Source organism: Rhizobium sp. 22-785-1, from assembly GCF_053521965.1.
The window spans coordinates 286,907-308,064 of the sequence record NZ_JBNWDI010000003.1 but is presented as its reverse complement, the minus strand read 5'-3'; the positions used below and the strand labels follow the sequence as shown (position 1 = coordinate 308,064).

The 21,158-nt window shown below is 56.0% G+C and carries 18 protein-coding genes; 12 read left to right on the top strand and 6 right to left on the bottom strand.

The annotated features are described in order from the left end of the window. Positions 1-6: 6 nt before the first annotated feature. Positions 7-1,482, top strand: a complete 1,476-nt coding sequence (locus tag ACQZ5M_RS09030) for a M81 family metallopeptidase (RefSeq protein ID WP_449079525.1) — start codon at positions 7-9, stop codon at positions 1,480-1,482. Between the two features lie 131 nt (positions 1,483-1,613). Here ACQZ5M_RS09030 and ACQZ5M_RS09025 read toward each other — a convergent pair whose 3' ends face one another. The 5 genes from ACQZ5M_RS09025 to ACQZ5M_RS09005 all read right to left on the bottom strand — a co-directional run bounded on the left by ACQZ5M_RS09025 (position 1,614) and on the right by ACQZ5M_RS09005 (position 7,048). After that, positions 1,614-2,732: an ABC transporter ATP-binding protein gene (locus ACQZ5M_RS09025; RefSeq protein WP_296017624.1), complete on the bottom strand. Its 1,119-nt coding sequence runs from the start codon at positions 2,730-2,732 to the stop codon at positions 1,614-1,616. Between the two features lie 123 nt (positions 2,733-2,855). Further along, positions 2,856-4,019 carry an ABC transporter substrate-binding protein gene (locus ACQZ5M_RS09020; RefSeq protein ID WP_296106605.1) on the bottom strand — a complete coding sequence of 388 codons (1,164 nt, stop codon included), beginning with the start codon at positions 4,017-4,019 and terminating at the stop codon, positions 2,856-2,858. Positions 4,020-4,114: 95 nt separating this feature from the next. Continuing rightward, positions 4,115-4,975 (bottom strand): carbohydrate ABC transporter permease, encoded by an 861-nt coding sequence (locus ACQZ5M_RS09015; RefSeq protein WP_296017374.1) that lies wholly within the window; start codon positions 4,973-4,975, stop codon positions 4,115-4,117. After that, positions 4,972-5,856, bottom strand: coding sequence for a carbohydrate ABC transporter permease (locus ACQZ5M_RS09010; RefSeq protein WP_449079524.1), 885 nt, complete (start codon positions 5,854-5,856; stop codon positions 4,972-4,974). Before ACQZ5M_RS09010 ends, ACQZ5M_RS09015 begins: the two co-directional genes overlap by 4 nt. 13 nt (positions 5,857-5,869) lie before the next feature. Beyond that, on the bottom strand, positions 5,870-7,048 hold the full coding sequence (locus tag ACQZ5M_RS09005) for a Gfo/Idh/MocA family protein (protein WP_296080583.1): 1,179 nt from the start codon (positions 7,046-7,048) through the stop codon (positions 5,870-5,872). Between the two features lie 469 nt (positions 7,049-7,517). Between ACQZ5M_RS09005 and ACQZ5M_RS09000 the strand changes: the two genes are divergently transcribed. Genes ACQZ5M_RS09000 through ACQZ5M_RS08985 form a run of 4 tightly spaced genes read left to right on the top strand, consistent with a single transcriptional unit; the run spans position 7,518 to position 11,405 of the window. Further along, entirely contained in the window at positions 7,518-8,267 is a 750-nt protein-coding gene (locus ACQZ5M_RS09000) for a GntR family transcriptional regulator (protein ID WP_296017367.1), read from the top strand. A 23-nt stretch (positions 8,268-8,290) separates the two neighbouring features. Beyond that, positions 8,291-9,313 carry an SIS domain-containing protein gene (locus ACQZ5M_RS08995; protein WP_296039614.1) on the top strand — a complete coding sequence of 341 codons (1,023 nt, stop codon included), beginning with the start codon at positions 8,291-8,293 and terminating at the stop codon, positions 9,311-9,313. Continuing rightward, positions 9,310-10,491 carry an N-acetylglucosamine-6-phosphate deacetylase gene (nagA, locus tag ACQZ5M_RS08990; RefSeq protein ID WP_449079523.1) on the top strand — a complete coding sequence of 394 codons (1,182 nt, stop codon included), beginning with the start codon at positions 9,310-9,312 and terminating at the stop codon, positions 10,489-10,491. Before ACQZ5M_RS08995 ends, nagA begins: the two co-directional genes overlap by 4 nt. Further along, entirely contained in the window at positions 10,488-11,405 is a 918-nt protein-coding gene (locus tag ACQZ5M_RS08985) for an ROK family protein (RefSeq protein WP_449079522.1), read from the top strand. The genes nagA and ACQZ5M_RS08985 overlap by 4 nt, the downstream gene beginning before the upstream one ends. A gap of 42 nt (positions 11,406-11,447) precedes the next feature. Here ACQZ5M_RS08985 and ACQZ5M_RS08980 read toward each other — a convergent pair whose 3' ends face one another. Then, entirely contained in the window at positions 11,448-12,380 is a 933-nt protein-coding gene (locus ACQZ5M_RS08980; RefSeq protein WP_449079520.1) for a methylenetetrahydrofolate reductase, read from the bottom strand. A gap of 274 nt (positions 12,381-12,654) precedes the next feature. Between ACQZ5M_RS08980 and ACQZ5M_RS08975 the strand changes: the two genes are divergently transcribed. The 7 genes from ACQZ5M_RS08975 (at position 12,655) to ACQZ5M_RS08945 (ending at position 21,157) form a co-directional block, all read left to right on the top strand. Then, positions 12,655-14,859 (top strand): putative bifunctional diguanylate cyclase/phosphodiesterase, encoded by a 2,205-nt coding sequence (locus ACQZ5M_RS08975; RefSeq protein WP_449079519.1) that lies wholly within the window; start codon positions 12,655-12,657, stop codon positions 14,857-14,859. Between the two features lie 11 nt (positions 14,860-14,870). Further along, a complete protein-coding gene (locus ACQZ5M_RS08970; protein ID WP_449079518.1) occupies positions 14,871-15,812 on the top strand; it encodes an amino acid ABC transporter substrate-binding protein in 942 nt (313 codons plus the stop codon). Next, positions 15,809-16,711 carry an amino acid ABC transporter substrate-binding protein gene (locus ACQZ5M_RS08965; protein WP_449079517.1) on the top strand — a complete coding sequence of 301 codons (903 nt, stop codon included), beginning with the start codon at positions 15,809-15,811 and terminating at the stop codon, positions 16,709-16,711. The genes ACQZ5M_RS08970 and ACQZ5M_RS08965 overlap by 4 nt, the downstream gene beginning before the upstream one ends. Positions 16,712-17,605: 894 nt before the next feature. Next, the gene (locus tag ACQZ5M_RS08960) at positions 17,606-17,827 is read left to right on the top strand and encodes a hypothetical protein (protein WP_449079516.1); all 222 of its coding nucleotides are present in this window, start codon (positions 17,606-17,608) and stop codon (positions 17,825-17,827) included. Between the two features lie 40 nt (positions 17,828-17,867). Then, complete coding sequence (locus ACQZ5M_RS08955; protein WP_449079515.1) at positions 17,868-18,428, top strand: DJ-1/PfpI/YhbO family deglycase/protease; 561 nt, start codon at positions 17,868-17,870, stop codon at positions 18,426-18,428. Between the two features lie 663 nt (positions 18,429-19,091). Further along, on the top strand, positions 19,092-19,772 hold the full coding sequence (locus ACQZ5M_RS08950; protein WP_296098249.1) for a sugar transferase: 681 nt from the start codon (positions 19,092-19,094) through the stop codon (positions 19,770-19,772). A 116-nt stretch (positions 19,773-19,888) separates the two neighbouring features. After that, positions 19,889-21,157 carry a polysaccharide biosynthesis/export family protein gene (locus tag ACQZ5M_RS08945; RefSeq protein WP_296080244.1) on the top strand — a complete coding sequence of 423 codons (1,269 nt, stop codon included), beginning with the start codon at positions 19,889-19,891 and terminating at the stop codon, positions 21,155-21,157. The last annotated feature ends 1 nt before the right edge of the window (position 21,158 follow it).

Genomic DNA, 21,158 nt, shown 5'->3' with positions numbered 1-21,158 from the left:
AAGTCCTTGCGCATCTTTACCGCGGCTCTCGCCACAGAAACCAACACATTCGCGCCAATCTGCATCGATAGGCGGGCGTTCGTGGAATCGCTATATGCCCCTCCGGGCCAGCACCCAGCAACGCCCACCCTCTGTACAGCGCCGATTACCGTCGGACGCGCCGTTTGTGCCACAAAGGGATGGACGCTGATCGAAGGAACAGCTGCCTGGGCGGATCCTGCTGGCCTGATCAACCGTCAGGCGTTCGAAAGTTTGCGCGATGAAATTCTCGATCAGCTGCGGGCTGCTATGCCCGTTGATGCTGTGGTGATGGGTCTCCATGGCGCCATGGTGGCGGATGGATATCTGGACCCGGAGGGCGATCTCCTGGCGCGGATCCGCGAGATCGTTGGACCCGACATTCTGGTCTGCGCGGAACTAGATCCGCATAGCCATCTGACGCAGAAGCGCGTCGATGCCGTGAACTTCTTCGTCGTCTTCAAGGAATTTCCGCATACCGACTTCGTCGATCGCGCAGAAGATCTGTGGCGGATCGCCGTGGATACGCTGGAAGGTCGCGTCAAACCGATCATGTCCGTATTCGATTGTCGCATGATCGACGTGTTCCCGACCTCGCGCGAGCCAATGCGCGGCATTGTCGATCGCATGTTTGCCCTGGAAAAGCAGGATCCAGAGGTCCTGTCGCTATCGGTTATCCATGGCTTCATGGCGGGCGATGTGCCGGAGATGGGAACGAAGACGATCGCGGTCACCGATGGCAATGAAGCCAAGGGGAAAGCCCTGGCGCGCTCGATCGGGCTTGAGCTCTTCGATAAGCGTGGCACCTTTATGATGCCGCAGATCGGTGAGGCCGAGGCTGTGGCGCTTGCGATGAAGGCGGATACCTCTAACGGACCCGTGGTCATTGCCGATGTGTGGGACAATCCAGGCGGAGGTACGGCCGGTGACGCCACGGTGCTCCTGCGGGAACTGATGGCGCAGGGTGCTTCAAGTGTTGCCGCCGGTCTGGTTTGGGATCCGATTGCAGTGCAAATCTGCATGGCGGCAGGCGAGGGCGCTGAAATCCCGTTGCGCTTCGGGGCAAAATCCGCACCCAATACCGGTGACCCGATCGACGCCTTGGTCAAGGTGGTGAAGGTCGCCTCCAATGCTGAGATGAAGTTTGGCGACAGCATCGCCCCGTTTGGCGACGCAGCGCATATTCATTTTAACGGCATCGACGTGATCCTGGGCACGGTGCGGGTTCAAAGCTACGATCCGTCGCTCTTTACAGCCCTTGGGATAGATCCTCTGTCAAGGAAGATCCTGCTGATCAAGTCGACCAACCATTTCTACGCGGCTTTCTCCAAGATCGCGTCGAAGATCCTCTATTGCTCCGCCGGCAAGCCTTATCCGAACGACCCTGCGACGAATCCATACCGCAGGGTCCGGCGCGACATCTGGCCAATCCTGCAGGACCCGCATGGGCACAAGGCGGCCTGAAACGTCGTTCATGGATTCGAGGGCAGTGGCGGGTTTCTTTCGTTGCCCATACGCATGATGACATAAGTGAGGGTGTTCCCTAAGAACAAGGAAACACTCTCAAATTTTTGCTATTCGCCTTGAAACCAAGCTCAGGCTAGAACAGGCATTTCCTGTGTCTTCCAGTCGATGCGGCGTTCCAGCGCATTGCCCTCGCCATCGAACAGATGGCAATCCGCACCGTTGATCGCGACCGAGACGGGCTGCTCTACCGCAACCGGTGCAGAGCCTGGAAGCAGGGCGCACCACTGCTGGCCGGAAGAGAGTGTGGAATAAGAAATCGTATTGATGCCGAGCCTTTCGATGACGGTTGGCACCGTGGTAATGGTCATGTCGCCGGTGCCGAGGCTTAAGTGTTCCGGGCGAATACCAAGTGTCAGCGTATCGCCAGCGCGGACCTGGCCGCGCGCAACCGGCACCGTTAGCTGCTTGCCTTCGTAGGCGATGGTTACGCCAGTGTCCGAAGCTTCCACACAGGTGACGGGCAGGAGGTTCATCTTGGGATTGCCAATGAAGCCCGCAACGAAGAGATTATCCGGCTTGTGATAGAGCTGAAGCGGCGAACCGACCTGGGCGATAGAACCACCGTTGAGTACGACGATACGGTCCGCCATGGTCATGGCTTCGACCTGGTCATGTGTCACATAGATCATCGTTGCTTTCAGCTGGCGATGAAGCTTCGTCAACTCGATCCGCATGTCTGAACGCAAAGCCGCGTCGAGGTTCGACAGAGGCTCATCGAAGAGGAATATCTTCGGTTCACGGACAATGGCACGACCAATGGCGACGCGCTGGCGTTGGCCGCCTGAGAGCATACCCGGTCTCTGCTCCAGCCGATGCTCGAGCTGGAGGATTTTGGCGACGGCATGAACCTTTTCGCGGATTTTATCTTCCGCCATCTTCTCCACACGCAATGGAAAGGCGATGTTCTCGAAGACCGTCATGTGAGGATAGAGCGCGTAGGACTGAAAAACCATGGCGATGCCGCGCTCGACGGGCGGCTTGTCGTTGACGCGGATACCATCAATGACGATGTCGCCGTCGCTGATCGATTCCAGCCCAGCAATCATGCGCAGCAGCGTTGATTTTCCGCAGCCTGATGGGCCGACGAAAACGACGAATTCTCCATGCGGAACATTAAGTTGCACGCCTTTGAGAACTTCAAAGTCGCCGTAGAATTTTTTCACGTTGTTGAGATGAAGCTGACCCACGATCGTCTCCAGAGGGCCGTTTGCATTCTGTGCATTCGGCAGCGCTGTTTCTTCTACCGCAAGGGTTTTGACACCTGCGGTGGTGTCGAAGGGGGCGTCAGGCAACGCCCCCTTCGTTCGGCATCACTTGTACTGCTCGAGGTCTGCCGAAGCTTTCTTCAGCGCGGCTTCAGGCTCAGCCTTGCCGGTGACGACAGACTGGACCATCTCGATCATGGTGTTCTGGAAGCCCTTGTAATCGGTGAAGAGCGGCTCAGGACCACCATAGGTGATGCCATCGATCAGAGGCTTCCAGTAAGGATCCTTTGCAACGAACTCATCGACCTTCGGCGAAGGACGAAGCGGTGTCAGGCCGGCATCACCCTGAAGCTCATACTCGCCCTGTGGACCTGGAGAGGTGATGAACTTGGCGAATTCAATGGCCTTGTCTTCCACGCCCGAACCCTTGAAGATGGCAAGGCTGTCGGTGATGAGCAGGGTGCCTGGACCTTTTGCCGAAGGGCCGAGCGGGAGTGTGGCAATACCCCAGTTGATGCCGGTCTTCTGCAGACGCGAAGCCGCACCAGAACCAGCCTGGATCATGCCGACCTTGCCGTCGAGGAAGATTGCGCGGATTTCGTTCTGCTCGTAGGCAGTCGCGCCTTCAACGGAGTAAGGGGTGATGTCCTTGTATGCCTTCAAAGCTGCCAGCACTTCAGGGCTGTCCATGACGATCTTGTCGCCATCGATGACCTTGCCGTTGTTGGTGTAAACCCAGTGCATGAACTGGTGCATCGTGTTGTCGAAGGTCTTGGCAGGCAGGCCGTAACCGGCGACGCCAGTCTTTTCCTTGATCTGCTTGGCGAAAGCGATTTCTTCTTCCCAGGTCTTCGGCGGCGTTTCCGGGTCAAGACCCGCCTTCTTGAACAGGTCCTTGTTCCAGTAGAGAGCCTTGGTGGAGAAGGCGACCGGAACGCCCCACTGCTCGCCATCGACCGTGACGGTGTCGACGATGTGCGGATAGTAGGACTTCTTTTCCTCGTCCGTCATCGGGACAGGAACGATCATGTCGTTTTCAGAGAACTGCTTCAGCGTGCGCGAGCCGACATAGGCCATGGCTGCTGGAGAGCCCGATGCTGCAAGCGTTGTCGCCTTGTCCTGGCATTGTTCCCAGCCAACGACTTCCGGCTTGACGGTCCAGCCTTCGTTCTTGCTTTCCCATTCCTTGATGTACTTCTCATGGATCGGGTCGATCTTGTCGCCGCAATAGATCCAGGAAATTTCCTGGCCGGCAGCCTGTGCGGACATGGCGCCCAGTGCCGTGGAGGCGGCAAGGCTCAGCGCGTAAAGGGTAAACTTGAATTTGGTATTCACGGTCAGTCTCCCATTCTCTGGTGGTTATCTTATTGTTTCACCGCGCCTGCGGTCAGGCCGCTGACGAGATAGCGTTGCAGGAAGAAGATCACGATCATCGCCGGTGCTATGCCGACGAAACTTGCGGCCATGAGTTCGTTCCAGATGACCTCCTGGCGGCCGAAATAGGCAAACAGGCCGACTGGCAGAGGCATATATTCGGATTTCGAATTGAAGGTGAGTGCGTAGATGAACTGCTGCGCGTAAGAACCGATGAAGGTGGTGATCGCTACGACCACGATGCCAGGCATCGCAATTGGTATGATCACGCGGCGCAGCGTATAAAAGTAGCCAGCACCATCGACATAGGCCGCCTCGTCCAATTCTCGCGGAATGCGCATCATGTAGGTTCTCAGCAACCAGATGGCCGACGGGATAAGGAAGGCGACGCCCGGCACGATCATCGCCAAATAGGTGTTCAAAACACCAATCGAGCGCATCAGGCGAAAGAGCGGGATCAGCAGAACCGCACCTGAGAACATGTTGACGGCGAGAAACGCGCCAAGCAGCAGACCGCTACCGCGAAACTCGAAGCGGGCAAACGCATAGGCGGCCGGAATGACCAGTGCCAAGACGATGACTGTGACGATCCCGGAGATGAAGAACGAGTTGAAAATGTAGCGGGCAAAGCCAGGCACGCTGACCCACATCGTCCGATAGGCTTCGAAAGAGCCGTTTTCTGGCCAGAAGCGATAGGGTGACGAGAAGAGCTGGCTGAGCGGCTTCAGCGACACCAGAAAGCCTTCGACGAATGGCGACAGCACGAAAATCAAGAAAAGCGCGATGCCGCAATATATCGCGAGGATCTCGTACCATTTGTAACGGTTGATCAGTGCGGGAGGAGGTGTCATCGCTTGTCTCCGGCGGATAGCTTGCTGACAATGCGGAAGTAGGCAATGCAGAAGATGGACAGGAAGATGCAGATCAACACGGCGCGCGCAGCACCTTCACCATATTTATAAGAACCGATCGCGGTCTTATAGGTATCGATGATCATCGTCGTGGTTTCGCCATTCGGGCCACCGCGCGTCAAAATCCAGATGATGTCGAAGGAGTTGAATGTCGAGATCAACGAGAGCATCGACATGGTGATCATGGACGGAACCAGCAGCGGAAGGGTAATGCGGCGGAAGCGATAGAAACGTCCGGCACCATCCACCCATGCAGCTTCGTAGAGATCCTGCGGAACGGCCTGCATGGCAGCGAGGAGATAGAGCGTCACCATCGGCACGCCGATCCAAACGTCGGTGATGACGGTTGCCCAGAATGCGGTGGAACCCTGCGCCAGAAAGGCGATCGGTCCGTCGACAAGGCCTGCACGCTGAAGCATGCCTGAGATCATGCCGAACTGACCATTATACATCCAGCCCCACATGAAGATGCCGATCGCCATCGGAACGATCCATGGCGGCATGGTCAGGATGCGAAAAATCGCGCGGCCCGGCACTGCAGCATTCAACATTGTGGCGCCGAAGGTGCCGATGATCATCTTGATGGCGACCGAGAAGAACGTCCAGATGAAAGTGCGGATAATAACTTCCGCGAACGTAGCGTTGAAAATCTTGTCGTAATTGGTCCAGCCGACCCAGTTGGTGGCCTTCTTCAGCGATGCGTCGGTAAACGAAAGAATGAAGGTATCGACGAGCGGATAAGCTACGACGGCAAGAACATAAAGAAGTGCTGGCGCCAAAAGCAGCCAAGCGAAGAAAACGGCGCTTCGTCTGGTGTCCATGATCACCCTCTCATCAGGCGGAGCGCTTTTGCGCGTCTTCGGTGCCGTGAAGGCAGGCGTCGTATTTTGTCCAGACGGGTGCGAGATCGACGACCTTGCGGGCGGCGCGTGCCTCATCCATGGCGATCGCCAGAATGCCAGCCTCAATGGCGTCGAGCGCCGATACCGGAAGTGCTGCACCTGTCGTGACGTGGGCGAACACATCGGCTGCCATCTGTTCATCCGCGCCGTAATGGTGCGACTTCACCGACGGTGCCTGATAGGTGTTTCCGATCAGCTTGGCGCTGTCATGAGCGCGGTGAACGTCGAGGAAGCCGCGGACGAAATCGCCTTCAGCCATGCCTTTTGCGCCGACGACGCAGAAGCGGCGGAATTCGTCGGGCACATTCAGGTTGGTGTGGAATGCCAGTGACGCACCGTTTTCGTATTCGACGATTGCCGTCTGGAAGTCGATGATATCGCCATCGCTGTCGAACACCTTGTCGGCGCCCATCCAGCCGCTCGGCTTGCGGAAGTAGACATCGAGATCGTTGACGCCGCTATTTTGCGGAGCGTTTTTCGGCACGAAGCTGCGACGTCCGCCGAAGCTCGATACATAACGAGGGCGCACGCCCATCACGCCGTTGTAAAGGTCGAGGTCGTGGCAGCACTTTTCCAGCATGAAGCCGCCTGCCAGCTTGTCGTATCGGCGCCAGTCTCGCATGAAGAACGCGCCATGATAGGGAGCAATATGCTCGGAGGCCTCGATCGAGGCGATATCGCCGAGAAGTCCTTGCGCCTGTGCCTGTCGCAGGTCGCGGTAAAGCGGCGAATAACGGAGAACGAGACCGACCATCAGGTGGTCCTGGCCATACTGGTTCAGCAACCGAGCAAGCTCGAAGCTCTCTTCGATCGTCGTGACGATGGGCTTTTCCGTGAAGACCTTGAGGCCAGCTTCGAGGCCAATGCGAATATGTTCAAGATGGAATGTATTGGGCGAGCCGATCATAAGAAGATCGAAAGTCTCTTTCGCGATCATCTCCTGCGGGGTTTCGTAACGGCGGCCGGCGGAAATGTTTTCTGCTTCAAGCTGCTTCAAGCCTGCCGGCTCGGGATCGACATGGGCAACGATCTCAAAATCAGGATCGATCTCCGTGAAGACCTGGCCGAGATAGCCAAGGCGGAACCCGAGTCCGATTATCGCGACTTTCATGGCCTTAAAGCTCCCCTTTTCGTAATTTATTTTCGTAGCCTCTTGCAAATCTTCCTGATGGTCAATCAGAAAAACCGCGTTTGACTTCCGCTATGAAAATAATTTTCACGCGGTGGTTATGCTTGTCCAACTCATGCATGTTGAGCATGAGCGGATTGATCGAAACACTGAAGTCTTGGGCATTTCCCCTTCGCCGACCACTTTCGGTTTCCCGCAGGTCAGTCATGATTGTTAATATCTAATACCAAAAAAATACCGCGTGTCCACTGTGGAATAAAAATTTCTCGAATTCCACGTCTGGAACATATGTTCATCATTGAAAACGTTCGTTTTTCAGCAAAATTGATGGATTATCCCCGCGCCTTGCCAAGGTGGATTTGTATTGGTATCTATTTTGGTATGGTGTCTGCGCTGTGTGTCTTTTGCAAAGGGCGCGCCGATATCGACAGACACGGAACGGAGATGCGCAATGGACGGTGATTTGCCGTTTGGTGAATTGCAGGCATTAAGGGGCGGGCCGCTTTATCAGAAATTGCGGCGTCTGATCGAAGATGCTGTGTCCAGCGGACGCCTGAAGCATGGGGATGCGTTACCGGCCGAGCGAGATATCGCCGATGCTGCGGCCATCAGCCGCGTGACCGTACGCAAGGCAATCGACGATTTGGTCGAGCAGGGGCTCCTCGTGCGTAGGCGCGGTTCCGGCACTTTCGTCACCAAGCCTGTGCCGAAAATGCAGCAGCCGTTGACGCGGCTCACCTCCTTTACCGAGGATATGCGCCGCAGGGGAATGGTGGCGGGCTCGCGCTGGCTGGAGCGCGGACTGTATTTTCCAACACCAGAGGAAACCATGATGCTCGGCCTTTCGGGAGGCGCGCGCGTCGCAAGAATCCTTCGCCTTCGCACTGCCGACGATACGCCCATTGCGCTTGAGAGGACAAGCCTTCCCGACGATCTTCTGCCGGAGCCGGAGCAGGTCGAGGGATCGCTGTATCTGGCCCTCGCAACTCGGGATATTCGTCCAGTTCGGGCCAATCAAAGAATTTCCGCCGTTCTGCTGCGGGATGACGAGAGCGAACTGTTGGAGGTCGCTCCCGGCTCCGCAGCCCTTTCAGTGCAGCGCATCGCCTATCTGAACACCGGGCGCGTAATGGAGGTCTCCACAGCGCTTTATCGCAGCGACGCTTATGACCTCGTCGCGGAACTTACGATCGGCGCCTGATCAAAAACATAAGGGCTTTACTGATGACGACTATGATGCGACGCGAAATCAATGAAATTCCACAGGCTGTCGCCCGGCTGCTGGATCGTGGAAAAGACGATGTGGCACGGGCAGGAAGCGCTCTTGCCGCGCGTGATCCCGCATGTGTCGTCACCATTGCCCGAGGATCTTCGGATCATGCGGCCTATTTCCTCAAATACGCGATAGAGCTCGAGCTTGGCCTACCGGTCGCCTCACTCGGCCCATCGCTGGCGTCGATTTATCAGGCGCCGCTTCGCTTGCAACGTGCTGCAGCCTTTGCGGTATCTCAGTCGGGGGCGAGCCCGGACATCGTTGCCATGCTTGAAGGCGCTAAGGCAGGTGGCGCATTGACCGTTTCGCTGGTGAATACGACACCATCTCCTCTCGCAGATGCTGCTTCCATCGCTGTCAACATTCAGGCTGGACCGGAGATCGCGGTGGCAGCCACGAAGTCGTACGTCAATTCGATTGTTGCCGGTCTTGCTGTTTTGAGCGAGTGGAGCGGTTCGGCCACCTTGAAAAAAGCTGTGGCAGCGCTCCCTGATCATCTCGACAAAGCGCTGTCACTCGATTGGAGTGTGCTGGTCGAACCTTTGGTCAAGGCCGAATCCCTCTACATGCTCGGTCGCGGCCCGGCGCTCGCCATTGCAATGGAAGCGGCGCTGAAATGTAAGGAAACATGCGAGCTACACGCGGAAGCCTACTCATCGGCCGAGGTTCTGCATGGTCCAGTGTCGCTGGTGGCAGAAAGCTTCCCCGTGATTGCCTTTGCCGCGCGCGACAAGGCAGAGGCGTCGATTGCCCAGACAGCGTCGGGTCTCGTGACCAAGAATGCCAATGTCTATCTGACATCAGATCAGGGTAAAGGCGCCACCGTTCTGCCTTTTGTCGAAACGGGCCATCCTTTGACCGATGCGCTGGCGTTGATCGTTCCGTATTATAGCATGGTCGAGGTCCTCTCTCTCGCGCGCGGCTTCGATCCCGATAGGCCGGTTGCGCTCAAAAAGGTCACGGAAACACGATGAGTGGTTCATTTGCACTGTGCGGCGGTCGGGTTTTTGACGGCGTCGGGTTCCTTGAGGGGCAAGCGTTGGTCGTGAGCAATGGTCGCATCGAAGCCATTGTGGCGCAGGCCGATCTTTCGCCTTCAATCGAAAGGCGTGACGTGGCGGGTAGCCTCCTCGTTCCAGGCTTCATCGATCTTCAGGTGAATGGTGGCGGCGGTGTGCTGCTGAACAACCAGCCTGATCTCGACGGCATTCGCACCATCTGTTCAGCGCATGCAGCTTACGGCACGACGGCTCTTCTTCCCACCGTCATCACCGATACAGCCGAAATCCGTGCGAGAGCGGTCGAGGCCGGTATTGCCGCATATTCGCAAAAGGTGCCCGGCTATCTCGGTTTGCATCTGGAAGGCCCCCATCTCTCGGTGGCGCGCAAGGGAACCCACGATCCATCCTTGATCCGCCCGCTTGAACAGCCCGATCTCAGTTTTCTTGTGGAACATGCGGGACGTTTTGGCGAGGCCCTCATCACGCTCGCTCCCGAAAGTGTTTCTCCTGGCGACGTCACAGCATTGGTTGAGGCAGGATATGTCGTCAGTCTCGGACATACCAATGCCAAGGCGCGCGACATTCTTCCCTATGTTTCGGCCGGGGCGTCGATGGCCACGCATCTCTTCAACGCTATGAGTCAGATGGAGAACCGCGAGCCGGGTCTCGTTGGCGTCGCGCTCGCCAATGGCCGCTTGTCCTGCGGCCTTATCGCCGACGGATTTCACGTGGATCCGATGGTCATGCAAGTTGCTCTGGCCGCAAAGAAGGGGCCGGCTCGGATATTCCTGGTGACCGACGCTATGTCGACCATCGGCACCGACGAGCAGGGCTTCCTGCTGAATGGCCGTGAGGTCTTTCGCAGGGGCGGACGATTGACCCTCGCTGATGGTACGCTTGCCGGTGCCGATATCGACATGCTGTCTTGTGTGCGCTTCGTTCATGAGCATCTTGGCCTGTCTTTGGCTGACGCTTTGAACATGGCCTCGCTTTATCCGGCCGAGGCCATCGGCTGCGCAACGAAAGGCACTCTCGCAGTGGGAATGGATGCGGATCTGCTCGTGCTGCAAGAGGACCTGACCCTGAGAGCGACTTTTATTGGCGGTAGATGCGCCTATGGCGAAGATTTTGCAAAAGGGGTTGCTGCGTGATCGTCTGCTTCGATATCGGCGGCACGGCCATCAAGGGCGCCGGCGCGTGGGCGGTTGACGATGTTCGTCCCGTGGCCCGGCGACAAACGCCAATCCATGATTTCGATGCCTTCATCGGCGTGTTGAAAGACGTGATCGACGAGATTGGCGAGACGCCGACCTGTGTGGCGCTTTCGATTGCGGGCATTATCGATCCCGATACTGATCGCGCCGTTATCGCCAATATTCCCTGCGCCCATGGGCGTCTTCTGCGAGCAGATCTGGAAGCCGCTCTTGGCCTTCCGGTTCTGATTGCTAATGATGCCGATTGCTGTGCGCTCGCCGAATACGGTGCGGGCGCCGGGCGCGGGCATCGGGTGGTTTTTGGCGCTATTCTGGGAACGGGCGTCGGCGGCGGTCTCGTTGTGGATGGCAAGCTTATCAATAGCGCAGGCGGCTTTGCCGGCGAATGGGGTCATGGCCCGGTTGCCGCCACCCGCGCTGGAAATCCGCCTGTGGAACTACCTCGCTTTGCTTGTGGATGCGGGCTTGATGGATGTGTGGACGCCATCGGTAGTGCTCGTGGCATGGAAAAGCTGCATCGTCATCTGGCGGGCTCCGAGTTGAAGGCGGAAGACATCCTCGACGCCTGGCAGACCGGCGATGTAGATGCAGCCCGCACGATAGACGTCTATATCGACATTCTTTCCGCGCCACTGGCGCTCGTCGTCAATATGACTGGCGCGACGATCGTTCCGGTCGGCGGCGGCCTGTCAAATTCAATGCCGCTGATCGAGGCTCTTGATCGCGCCGTGAAGGCCAGAATTCTCCGCAAGTTTCAGCGGCCGCTCGTGGTGCGCGCTGAATGTGCGATAGAGCCGGGCCTTGTCGGAGCCGCAGTCCTGGGGGCGGCCTTCGCTTCGTCTGAAGCGTAGTTCTCGGTTATTGTCATCGACAGCCGGTCTGTAAACGCTCCTTCACAAGGTAGCGGTCGCTGGTCGCGGCTGGGTGATGGTATTGTCGGCCACCCATCTGGCCGCAGGTTCGATGCCACCCAGTGGAAAGAGATGGAACTGGGATATCAGTGTCTGAGGATTGTCGCGGACATAGTCCGTCAGCGCGCCGACCATGTCGCCCGGCTCGTATGGAAGCATCAACCGCGTCACGTCCAGTGCTCGTTTTTGCAAGACCTTCAGCGAAGGGCCGACACCGCAGGAGAGCGCGAACTTGATCAGGGTCTGGAGTTTCGCTGGGCCCGCAATTCCCACATGAATGGGAAGTGTGATTCCTGCTTCGGCAACACGTTCAGCCCATGTTGTGATGACGGTCGGATCGAAGCCGAACTGCGTTACGATCGCCATGTGGGCGTCGGTCAGACCGGAAAAATCCGTCTTCCACTTTAATGCGCTGTCGACATTGCGCGTCGTTCCGTCCGGATCGATATCGCGGCTTCCTTCCGGGTGGCCTGCGACATGCAGGCGTTTGAATCCATATCTGTCGAACAGTCCGCTTTCCAGTAGCTGAATAGAACTCTCGACAGTGCCGACCGGACGCGTTTCTCCTCCACCCAGCAGAAGCGCCTCCGTCACATCGGCCTCGTTACGGTAGAGCGAGATCCAGCTTTCCAGTGTCGGCACGTCGGGAATGCTGCGTGCGGGAAAATGTGGCATGACGGCGAAGCCATCCTCACGCAGCCGCCTTGCGGTGGCGACCATGTCGCTGATCGATGTGCCAGCGATATGGGCGATGTACACGCGTGTTCCGGAGGGCAGAAGAGCTGAAAAATCGTCGATCTTTGCTGCGGTACGCGGTGTCACCTCAATGGAGTAAGGATGCAGAAGTGAGCTTGCGTATTTTGCGACCGCGCCACCATTGTTCTTCGATCGATCGATGAATTTCAATATTGCCATGTGCTGTTTTTTCCTGCCTGCCCAAAGGGCAGTCTCTTCTTGATCGCGGCCACCGTAACAGGGCTTTTAGATCCAACGACGCAACGAATAATCCATTCCGACCAAGCTGTTTTCTCTTTTTTAGCCATGCCGTCAAATCATGTCGGTGGATGGCAGGATATCTTTACTATCTTCGCCAACAGTGCGGCTCTCAACCTGCGACGTGTCGAGACGCTAGAAGATAAGTTGGCCCGGTTTATCCCTCGTAAGAGGACAACGTGAAAGTCAGAAGCCCTTGAGCGCCGAGAGTCCGCACCATTTCGAGGCAGTTGCTCCAGCACGACCGACCAGAATTGTCTGGTACCAGTCATTATTTTGGAAGATAACTCTTTTTCTCGTTTCCAGCGTCGTCCTCGCCTATCTTGTCGGCGCTGCTGTCGGCTGGATCATGGTCGAGAGAGACTCGCGCGATCAATGGCATCGACAGGCCGAGCTCAACGCGCAGGTGACGAGTTCGTCCATCCGCACGATCTACACGTTCATTTCCATAGAAAGCGACCAGGACGGGCAGATCGTCAAAATCATAAGTGACAGGCCGCTTGGTGACGAAGCGTCGATCCTCGACACGGGTTTTAATCCGGGCGATGTCCTTGCCCTCGCAGCCGCGCAAACCAAGAACAACATCTGGATTTTCCAGAATGACGCGGCAAGTCATGTTTTTGTCAGCTCTGCGGATGCGATGGGGGAAGCCAACAGAATACCGCTTACGTTGACCGAAGGCGCGACACTCAATCGTTTTTACGTCGGTTTCGCCGAACTGGGCGACGTTAAGTATTATATTGCCTATGTTCCGGTTGTCGATCAGGCGGGGCGCCTTCAGGGCGGAGTGGTAACAACCATCGGCAAAGCTTCCGATCTGTTCGAAACGCAAACGAAGCTTCTGCGTAACTCTCTCATTCTTTTAGTAACCATCCTTGTCGCTACAGGCGTAATCGTTACGGTTCTGATGCGTAAGGTCTTCATGCCGGTCCCCTCCTTGATCGAGGCTTTGACGAAAATCGCTCATGACGACACTCAGTCGGTCACGCCGTTTCAAGGACGCAATGACGAGATCGGTCGCGTTGCGGTGGCAATCGAGAAGGTGCGCGAGGCCGTTGTCGAGCGGGAAAATCTGCGCGTGATGCGCGATGTTGCAAGACAGATGGAGCATCTTGCCCATCATGATCCGCTGACAGGGCTGCCAAACCGGGCTTTCTTCAGCAAGCGCTTGGATGGCGATATCGGCGAACTGGGCAACGGCCTTCGTTTCAATCTCATGCTTCTTGATCTCGACCGCTTCAAGGCCGTTAATGACGTGATGGGGCATGCCAGTGGAGATGCCCTTTTAACGGCTTTCGCGGAGCGCCTGCTGCAACTGATCGGTCCGCAGGACATGGTGGCGCGCCTCGGCGGCGACGAGTTCGCGGTGATCCAGGTCGTGCGAAAAAATGCTGTGCGGGAGGCAAACCGGCTGGCGGAAGGCATCGTCGCGGCGGCATCACGTCCCTTTATCCTGTTCGGCAAGGAAGCCAGCGTCGGCACCAGCATCGGCATTTCCATGGCTCCTATTCATGGGACTGACAATTCCGAGCTTCTCAAGCATGCCGATGTGGCTCTCTATTGCGCAAAGTCTGAAGGGCGCGGCAACTTTCGCTTCTTCGAAAACGGCATGGAGATGTCCCCGGAACAGGATCACGAACTCCAGCAGGACGTGGATCTTGCGATCCAGCGCGACGAATTCGTTTTGCACTATCAGCCGATTTTTTCTTTCTCGGATTCGCAGCCAGTGACGTTCGAGGCTCTTGTCCGCTGGCGGCATCCCCTTCGCGGTTTGATCAATCCGGATCAGTTCATTCCTATTGCCGAGAAGACCGGTCAAATCTGCGCTATCGGCGAATGGGTTCTGCGCCGCGCATGCGTGGAAGCCATGCAGTTCTCCAATGATGCGGCGGTCGCGGTTAACATTTCAGCAATCGAACTTCAGCAAGGTAACCTTGTGGCCAAGGTGAAGCGGGCGCTCAAAGACAGCGGCTTGCCTCCTTCGAGGCTGGAGATTGAACTGACGGAGACTGTGCTTCTTTCCGATATGCAGTCGAAAAAATGCCTGGAGGACATCCGCGCGCTCGGCGTTAAAATCGCCCTCGACGATTTCGGCACTGGTTATTCAAGCCTTGCTTATCTGACCAAATTGCCGGTGAGCAAGATCAAGATCGATCGTAGTTTTGTTTCCGAAGCGATGACGAAGACCGAGAGTCTTGCGATCATTCAAGGGCTCATCCACATCGCTAAAGGCCTGGGGCTTAAGACAACGGCAGAAGGCGTCGAAACGCGAGAACAGCTTTCCCTGCTACGCGCCGCCGGTTGTGATCTGGTGCAGGGATACCATCTTGGCCGTCCCATGGCTCTCAAAGACATCGAAAGTTGGCAGCATTCCAGTGACGTAAAAATTGTCCACGGTTAGGAGTAACGATCGTGCAGCATAGTGATACCAGGCTCCGCCTGTCGAAGTGCTTCAGTCTTATTTCGATTCTATGTGCCGCGGTCATTTTCGCCCAAAGTGTTTCACATCCTGCCGCCGCTGAAGACCTGAAGAGTCCGACGCTCGAGAAGATCGTGCGGACAAAGACGATTACCATAGGTCATCGCCAGGACGAGTTGCCGTTTTCTTATGTGACGCCGGATGGCGTGGCGCGCGGATACTCGATCGATCTGTGCCGGGAGATTGCCGAACATGTCCGTCAAACGCTCAAGCTCGATACGATCAAGATAGATTATGTGGTAGCAACGGCGGCCACGCGGTTTCTGCTGGTCAAATCCGGCAAGATAGACATGGAGTGCAGCGCGACCACCAACAACGCCGAACGGCGTGAGCAGGTGGCCTTCTCCTATCCTCACTTCATCACCGCCACCCGTTTCGTGTCGAAAAAATCGAGCAGCCTCAACACCATCAGGGACCTTGCAGGTCGCACGGTCGCCTCAACGACAGGCACCATCAACATAGCGCAGCTGCAAAATCTCAACAGAGTGGAAAAGCTCAATATCTCAGTTTTGATCGCGAAACTGAATTCGGAAGCATTCGCGGCGGTAGAAAATAACCGAGCATCCGCCTTCGTCATGGATGATGTTCTACTGGCCGCCAACGTGGCATTCTCGAAGTCGCCCGAAGACTACGTGATTTCCAAAGACGCGTTCGGCCCGCCCGAGCCCTATGGCATTCTTTTGCCCAAGGACGACGAAGCGTTCAAAACTCTCGTCAATGAAGCCTTGTTCTCGATCTTTACCAACGGTGGGGCTGAAGCGATCTACAATAAGTGGTTCATGTCTCCCGTGCCGCCGGACAATCGCAATTTCAATCTTCCTCTCTCCCCGGAGTTGAAGGCTGTGTTCAAGGAGCCGAAGGAGTATCTGCAATGAAAATGCATATCGTCCGTTGTCTCTTGCTGGTTTCGTGCCTTGGTGTCGCTATTGGGGTAAAGGCTGAAGACAAGAAATTCGACACACCGACCCTCGACAGGATCGTCCAGACCGGCAAGATCAGGATCGGCTACGGGTCGACTGCGCCTTTCTCGTTTCTCAACGCGGATGGTCAGGTCGTAGGTTACTCGATCGATCTCTGCCGAGGGATTGTAGAAAAGCTGAAAGACCGTCTGAAACTACATTCTATCGATATCGAGTTCGTGCCGCGCACACCCAGCAATCGCGTGCAGTTGTTGAATGACGGTACAATGGACATAGAGTGTAATGCCAGCACCAACACCTCGGAACGGCGCAAGAGCGTCGCTTTCGCCTACAGCCACTTCTATGGTGCCACGCGCTACGTTTCCCTGCGCAAGAACAACCTCAAGCAGCTGGATGATCTGAAGGGACGGTCCGTCAGTGTGGCGCTGGGAACCGTCAATATCAACGAGATCAATGAGATCAGCCGCAAACGCAAGCTGAATATTTCAACCGTTCCGGTGGACAGTCTGCAAGCTGCCTTCGACATGGTGACGGACGGACGCGTTGCAGCCTTTGCGATGGATGAAGTTCTTTTGAAAACGATGATTGCCCGTACGCAGTCACCCTCCGATTACGTACTTTCCGAAGAGCAGGTGACGGAACTTCAGCCGCTTGGCTTCATGATGCGCCTGAACGACGAGGCTTTTGTTACAGCAGTCAACCAGGCCCTAAACGAAATCTACAAGTCAGAGGCGGTCAAGGGGATCTACAGCCGCTGGTTCGAGGAGCCGATGCCCGGGCTGAACATCAATCTTGAACTTCCCATGAGTCCATGGCTGATTGAGGCGCTGAGAAGCCCTCAAACGTTGAAATAATGCGACGTCGGAATGTCTAGAAGGACCGTTTGGCATCTCCTGTGACTGGTAATATTTGAGACGGCCCGGCTTGCGCTGAGCCGAGCATCATTTCCGGTCAAGAACACCAAAAGGTTTGGATCAATGACCGTACAGCAGTCACCGATGCCGTGCGACCGACGCCTAAACGGTAGTCGAATCGTCGCCACAGATCACGGCAGGTTTCATGGCCCTTTGTTCAAACGTGTTCGAAGGTGGCTCCGCAATCGGCGTTGCGTTCCGCGCGATGCACATGCGCATCGTAACATTGACGGGAGGCAATCCAGCCCAAGCATTCCGTGATGCGGGCTTGATCACGCATCTACCGAGGCCAAAAACTTTCCGCCGGGAAAAGATGATGCAATGAAATTGAGAGTGGCTGGGCTTTCGGTGAGCATGCAGCCATCGACACTGATCGCTGGCACGTAGTCTTGGGGACTAGTAGAGACAGTCTCATTTCCGTTGTTCGCCAGATGTGGGGTCGATGCGGACAGGCTCTAAAGGAGCGCCAGTTTCCGCCAGCACGATAGTTTGTGCAACAGAACAAGCGCCGACGCTACAAACCCACGCGTAGGGATGTCGGAAAGACTATCTTTCGCCTAGTTCAAGGCCTTATCGCTTGCTCGTGCTGACGGAGGCCGGGATCATTCGTCGGCGCTCAGCTCTGCTTGTTCCTGGCCATTTCACTTTAATTTTTCCGGAACCAATGCTGGAGGGCTACGTTCGAATTGGCAGGAGACGCGCCGTGTCAATCGGACGCGATGGTGCTGAAGGACATCGGGATTTTTCCGTTTTCTCTCGGTGGCCAACGAATGGGCAGACGAGCTTCTTATCCATCCGGCCGTCTCCGCTTCACTCTGCCAAGGAGGTTTGGACGTGGAAAAGACCGAAACGCGAAAGCTTGCGGAAGAATACATGCTCCTCGGTGGCACCCGCCAGGTCATGATCGACGACAACAAGACATTTGTCCGACAGTACGACCATGAACCGGTAGAGGCCGAACGCTTCTGGCAGGAGCGCATCGCGACGCTCGACAAAGAGCGGATTGCGGATGTCGAGTTCTTTCTGCCCTCGGTTAACTCCGATGTGGAGCCCTAATCACATCCCGTTGAAATCAGAAACTAGGAAGGAAATTCTTATGACTTCGATTAATTCTGCAAAAATCGTCATTCTTGCGACAGATGGTTACGAGCGCTCCGAGCTGCGTGTTCCATACGAGCAGCTGAAGAACAAGGGTGCAGACGTCAAGATCGCCTCCATCAAGGACGGTGACATCAAAAGCTGGGACGAGAAGGACTGGGGCGATTCCATCAAGGTCGATCTCCTTGCCAAGGACGTGCGTATCGAGGATTTCGATGCACTGGTGCTTCCCGGCGGTCAGATCAACCCGGACGTCCTGCGTACCAGCGACGACGCGATGCGAGTGGTTAAGGACTTCGTCAAGTCCGGCAAGGTCGTCGCGGCTATCTGCCACGCGCCATGGCTTCTGGTTGAGGCCGATGCCGTCCGTGGACGCGAGGTAACGTCTTACGGTTCGATCAAAACCGACGTGAAGAATGCTGGCGGCATCTGGAAGGACGAAAAGGTCGTTTGCGACAAGGGCATCGTTACATCTCGCAATCCAGATGACTTGGACGCTTTCGTTGCCAAAATCGTCGAGGAGGTCGAAGAGGGCCGCCACGATCGCCAGGCAGCATAAGCTATTCTTCATAGGTTGAAGAACACGAAGGGCTGGTGCGCCGTATGCGTGCCAGCCCTTTGCGTTGTGCGCTTTATGTGCGGCTGAGGTGAATAGGGATGCCAGAATAGGGAAGCGCACCACTCACGAGTCGGAAGGCCTCACCCACCCATGATCAATCGCGCCACATTTTTGCCTTATTTAGGCCACGCTTTGGTCTTGGAAACGTTTCAGGCGCGGTCAAAATTAATATTTCCCAATAAAAACGGTTTATTTTTAATTATTTTTTATGTGCGACGCCGTAAATTTGCTGCGCTGCATATAAGAAATATTATGTGCTTCTTATTCGCCTGTATCATACGAAGTTGATCCACCAGACATAGATGACCAGTAAACCGGAAGAACAGTTTTAATAAAGACGGCCGGGCAATACATGCAAATGTCGATCATGCGCAAATTGCATGGCACGGCCTCGTACTTGTTCCTTTTATAGGCGTTCACCAATAGTCTCAGTCAACATCATGTGAGGAATTTGGGGCGGCCGTTTTTGAGGTGCCGGGTCAGCGTGCCTCACAAAAAATTCAAAAGCACCAAATTCCGACCACAGACTTGTTATCTCATGAAGGCTCAATGACGCGCCCAACGGGTACCGACCTATCGCAAAACATAAATGGAGTTCTCTCTATGAAGTCCGCGACTCGATCGGCTGTTTCGCCGCTTAGTGGTTCTGAAGAGTCTGATGTGAGCTTTCCCATCGGGGGCATCGTGAAACGCAGTTTCGATGTGTCCTCGGCACTGCTCGCGCTTCTTGTCCTCAGCCCGATCTTTCTCATGATCGTGGTCTTGGTCAAACTATCCGACAAGGGACCTGCTTTTTACGGCCATCGCCGTATTGGCCATAATGGCCGTATGTTTCATTGCCTGAAGTTCCGCACGATGGTCGTGAATGGAGATGAGGTGCTGAAGCAATATCTGGCTTCCGATCCGCAAGCAGCGGAAGAATGGCGCCAGACCAGAAAACTGAAGAACGATCCGCGCGTGACTGCGGTCGGCAGCGTTCTTCGCAAGCTGAGCCTCGATGAACTGCCACAGCTCATCAACATCATTCGTGGTGAAATGAGTGTTGTCGGTCCTCGTCCTGTCGTGGACGAAGAGCTCAACTACTACGAAAGTGCCGCGCGCTACTATCTCAGCACGCGTCCTGGTCTCACCGGTCTCTGGCAGATTAGCGGTCGTAATGACGTTTCCTACAAGGAACGCGTGGATTACGACACGCAATATGTTCAGAACTGGTCGATGATGAAGGACATTTCCATCATCATGAAAACCGTGCCTGCTGTCTGTATGTCCCGCGGCAGCTATTGAAGCCAGAATAGACACTTGGCATGCCGCAGGACTCCCACCTGTGCCATGCCTTGCGGCTGCGACCGGACTAGCGCCGGTCGCGCATCCACTTTCAAGGCATCAACATGGAGTTTTACATGGTTGGCACTGCCGACGAAGCCCTCACTAAAACATTGCGCAAGGGTGCCGCTTTAGCTTTCGCTACGGCCCTGTTGCTAACCGCTCCGTTAGCTGCGTTCGCACAGGATGGACAATACCGCCTCGGAACCGCTGACAAGCTTCGCATCCGCGTGGCCGAATGGCAGCCGGCAGATGGCACCATCCGCAACTGGGATGTGATCAATGGCGATTACTCCGTTGGGCCGTCCGGCACGCTTTCTCTGCCTTTCATCGGCCAGTTGGACGTTGCCGGTAAAACCCCGGGGGAGGTTGGAGATGCGATTGGTGCGGGGCTTCAAAGCAAATTTGCGCTGCGCAACCTCCCGTCGGCTTCCGTTGAAGTTGCCCAATTCCGCCCGGTTTTCCTGACGGGTGACGTCCAGACGCCAGGCGAATATCCCTATGCCCCCAATATGACGGTTTTGAAGGCGGTCAGCCTTGCAGGGGGACTGCGCCGCTCGGATGCAGGTCAGCGTTTTGCGCGTGACTTCATTAACGCGCGCGGCGACGCTGCCGTCTATGACGATCAGCGTGGTCGCCTTCTTGCCCGGCAGGCACGCTTGCTCGCCGAAGTGAGCGGTGATCAGCAGATCAAGAAGACGCCAGAGATGGAGAAGGTCATCAATATCGACGCGCTCTTGGAAAGCGAAAGCGCGCTGATGAAGTCTCGCACAGAGCGCTATACGCTTCAGTTGAAGGCGTTGAAGGATCTGCGTGAGCTGCTGGATTCCGAAGTCGAGTCTCTGCGCAAAAAGGCAGAGAGCCAGCAACGTCAGTTGCAGTTGGCCAATGAAGACCGTGAGAAGGTCAACCGGCTCAACGAGCAGGGTCTTGCGCTTGCTCAACGCCGCATCTCTGCCGAAGAGCGCGCAGCCGAGGTCGAGGCAACGCTTCTTGATATCGATACCAATGCGCTGCGCGCCAAGCAGGACATCAACAAGGCGATCCAGGACGAAATCAATCTGCGAAACGACTGGGAAGCTCAGCGTTCCAAGGAATTGCAAGACACGCAGGCCGAATTGCAGAAGCTTAACCTGCAGCTCTCCACCAGCCGCGAACTCATGTCGGAGGCCCTCGCGCAGTCGGCGGAAGCTTTACGTTTCGATCCGTCCGGCAAGTCTGCCTCGATTTCCTATGTGGTCGTTCGTGAGGACAATGGACAGTCGAAGGAAATCAAGGTCGACGAAACCACGGCTCTCCAGCCGGGCGACGTCATCAAGGTTTCCTCGGAAGTGCTGATGCAGTGAG

What these genes read in the sequence shown, in the direction of transcription:
- ACQZ5M_RS09010 (WP_449079524.1), bottom strand. Translation starts at nt 5,856, where the DNA reads ATGGACACCAGACGAAGCGCCGTTTTCTTCGCTTGGCTGCTTTTGGCG.
- ACQZ5M_RS08965 (WP_449079517.1), top strand. Translation starts at nt 15,809, where the DNA reads ATGAAAATGCATATCGTCCGTTGTCTCTTGCTGGTTTCGTGCCTTGGT.
- ACQZ5M_RS08950 (WP_296098249.1), top strand. Translation starts at nt 19,092, where the DNA reads ATGAAGTCCGCGACTCGATCGGCTGTTTCGCCGCTTAGTGGTTCTGAA.
- ACQZ5M_RS09005 (WP_296080583.1), bottom strand. Translation starts at nt 7,048, where the DNA reads ATGAAAGTCGCGATAATCGGACTCGGGTTCCGCCTTGGCTATCTCGGC.
- ACQZ5M_RS08995 (WP_296039614.1), top strand. Translation starts at nt 8,291, where the DNA reads ATGACGACTATGATGCGACGCGAAATCAATGAAATTCCACAGGCTGTC.
- ACQZ5M_RS09015 (WP_296017374.1), bottom strand. Translation starts at nt 4,975, where the DNA reads ATGACACCTCCTCCCGCACTGATCAACCGTTACAAATGGTACGAGATC.
- nagA (WP_449079523.1), top strand. Translation starts at nt 9,310, where the DNA reads ATGAGTGGTTCATTTGCACTGTGCGGCGGTCGGGTTTTTGACGGCGTC.
- ACQZ5M_RS09020 (WP_296106605.1), bottom strand. Translation starts at nt 4,019, where the DNA reads ATGTCCGCACAGGCTGCCGGCCAGGAAATTTCCTGGATCTATTGCGGC.
- ACQZ5M_RS08945 (WP_296080244.1), top strand. Translation starts at nt 19,889, where the DNA reads ATGGTTGGCACTGCCGACGAAGCCCTCACTAAAACATTGCGCAAGGGT.
- ACQZ5M_RS08955 (WP_449079515.1), top strand. Translation starts at nt 17,868, where the DNA reads ATGACTTCGATTAATTCTGCAAAAATCGTCATTCTTGCGACAGATGGT.
- ACQZ5M_RS08980 (WP_449079520.1), bottom strand. Translation starts at nt 12,380, where the DNA reads ATGGCAATATTGAAATTCATCGATCGATCGAAGAACAATGGTGGCGCG.
- ACQZ5M_RS09000 (WP_296017367.1), top strand. Translation starts at nt 7,518, where the DNA reads ATGGACGGTGATTTGCCGTTTGGTGAATTGCAGGCATTAAGGGGCGGG.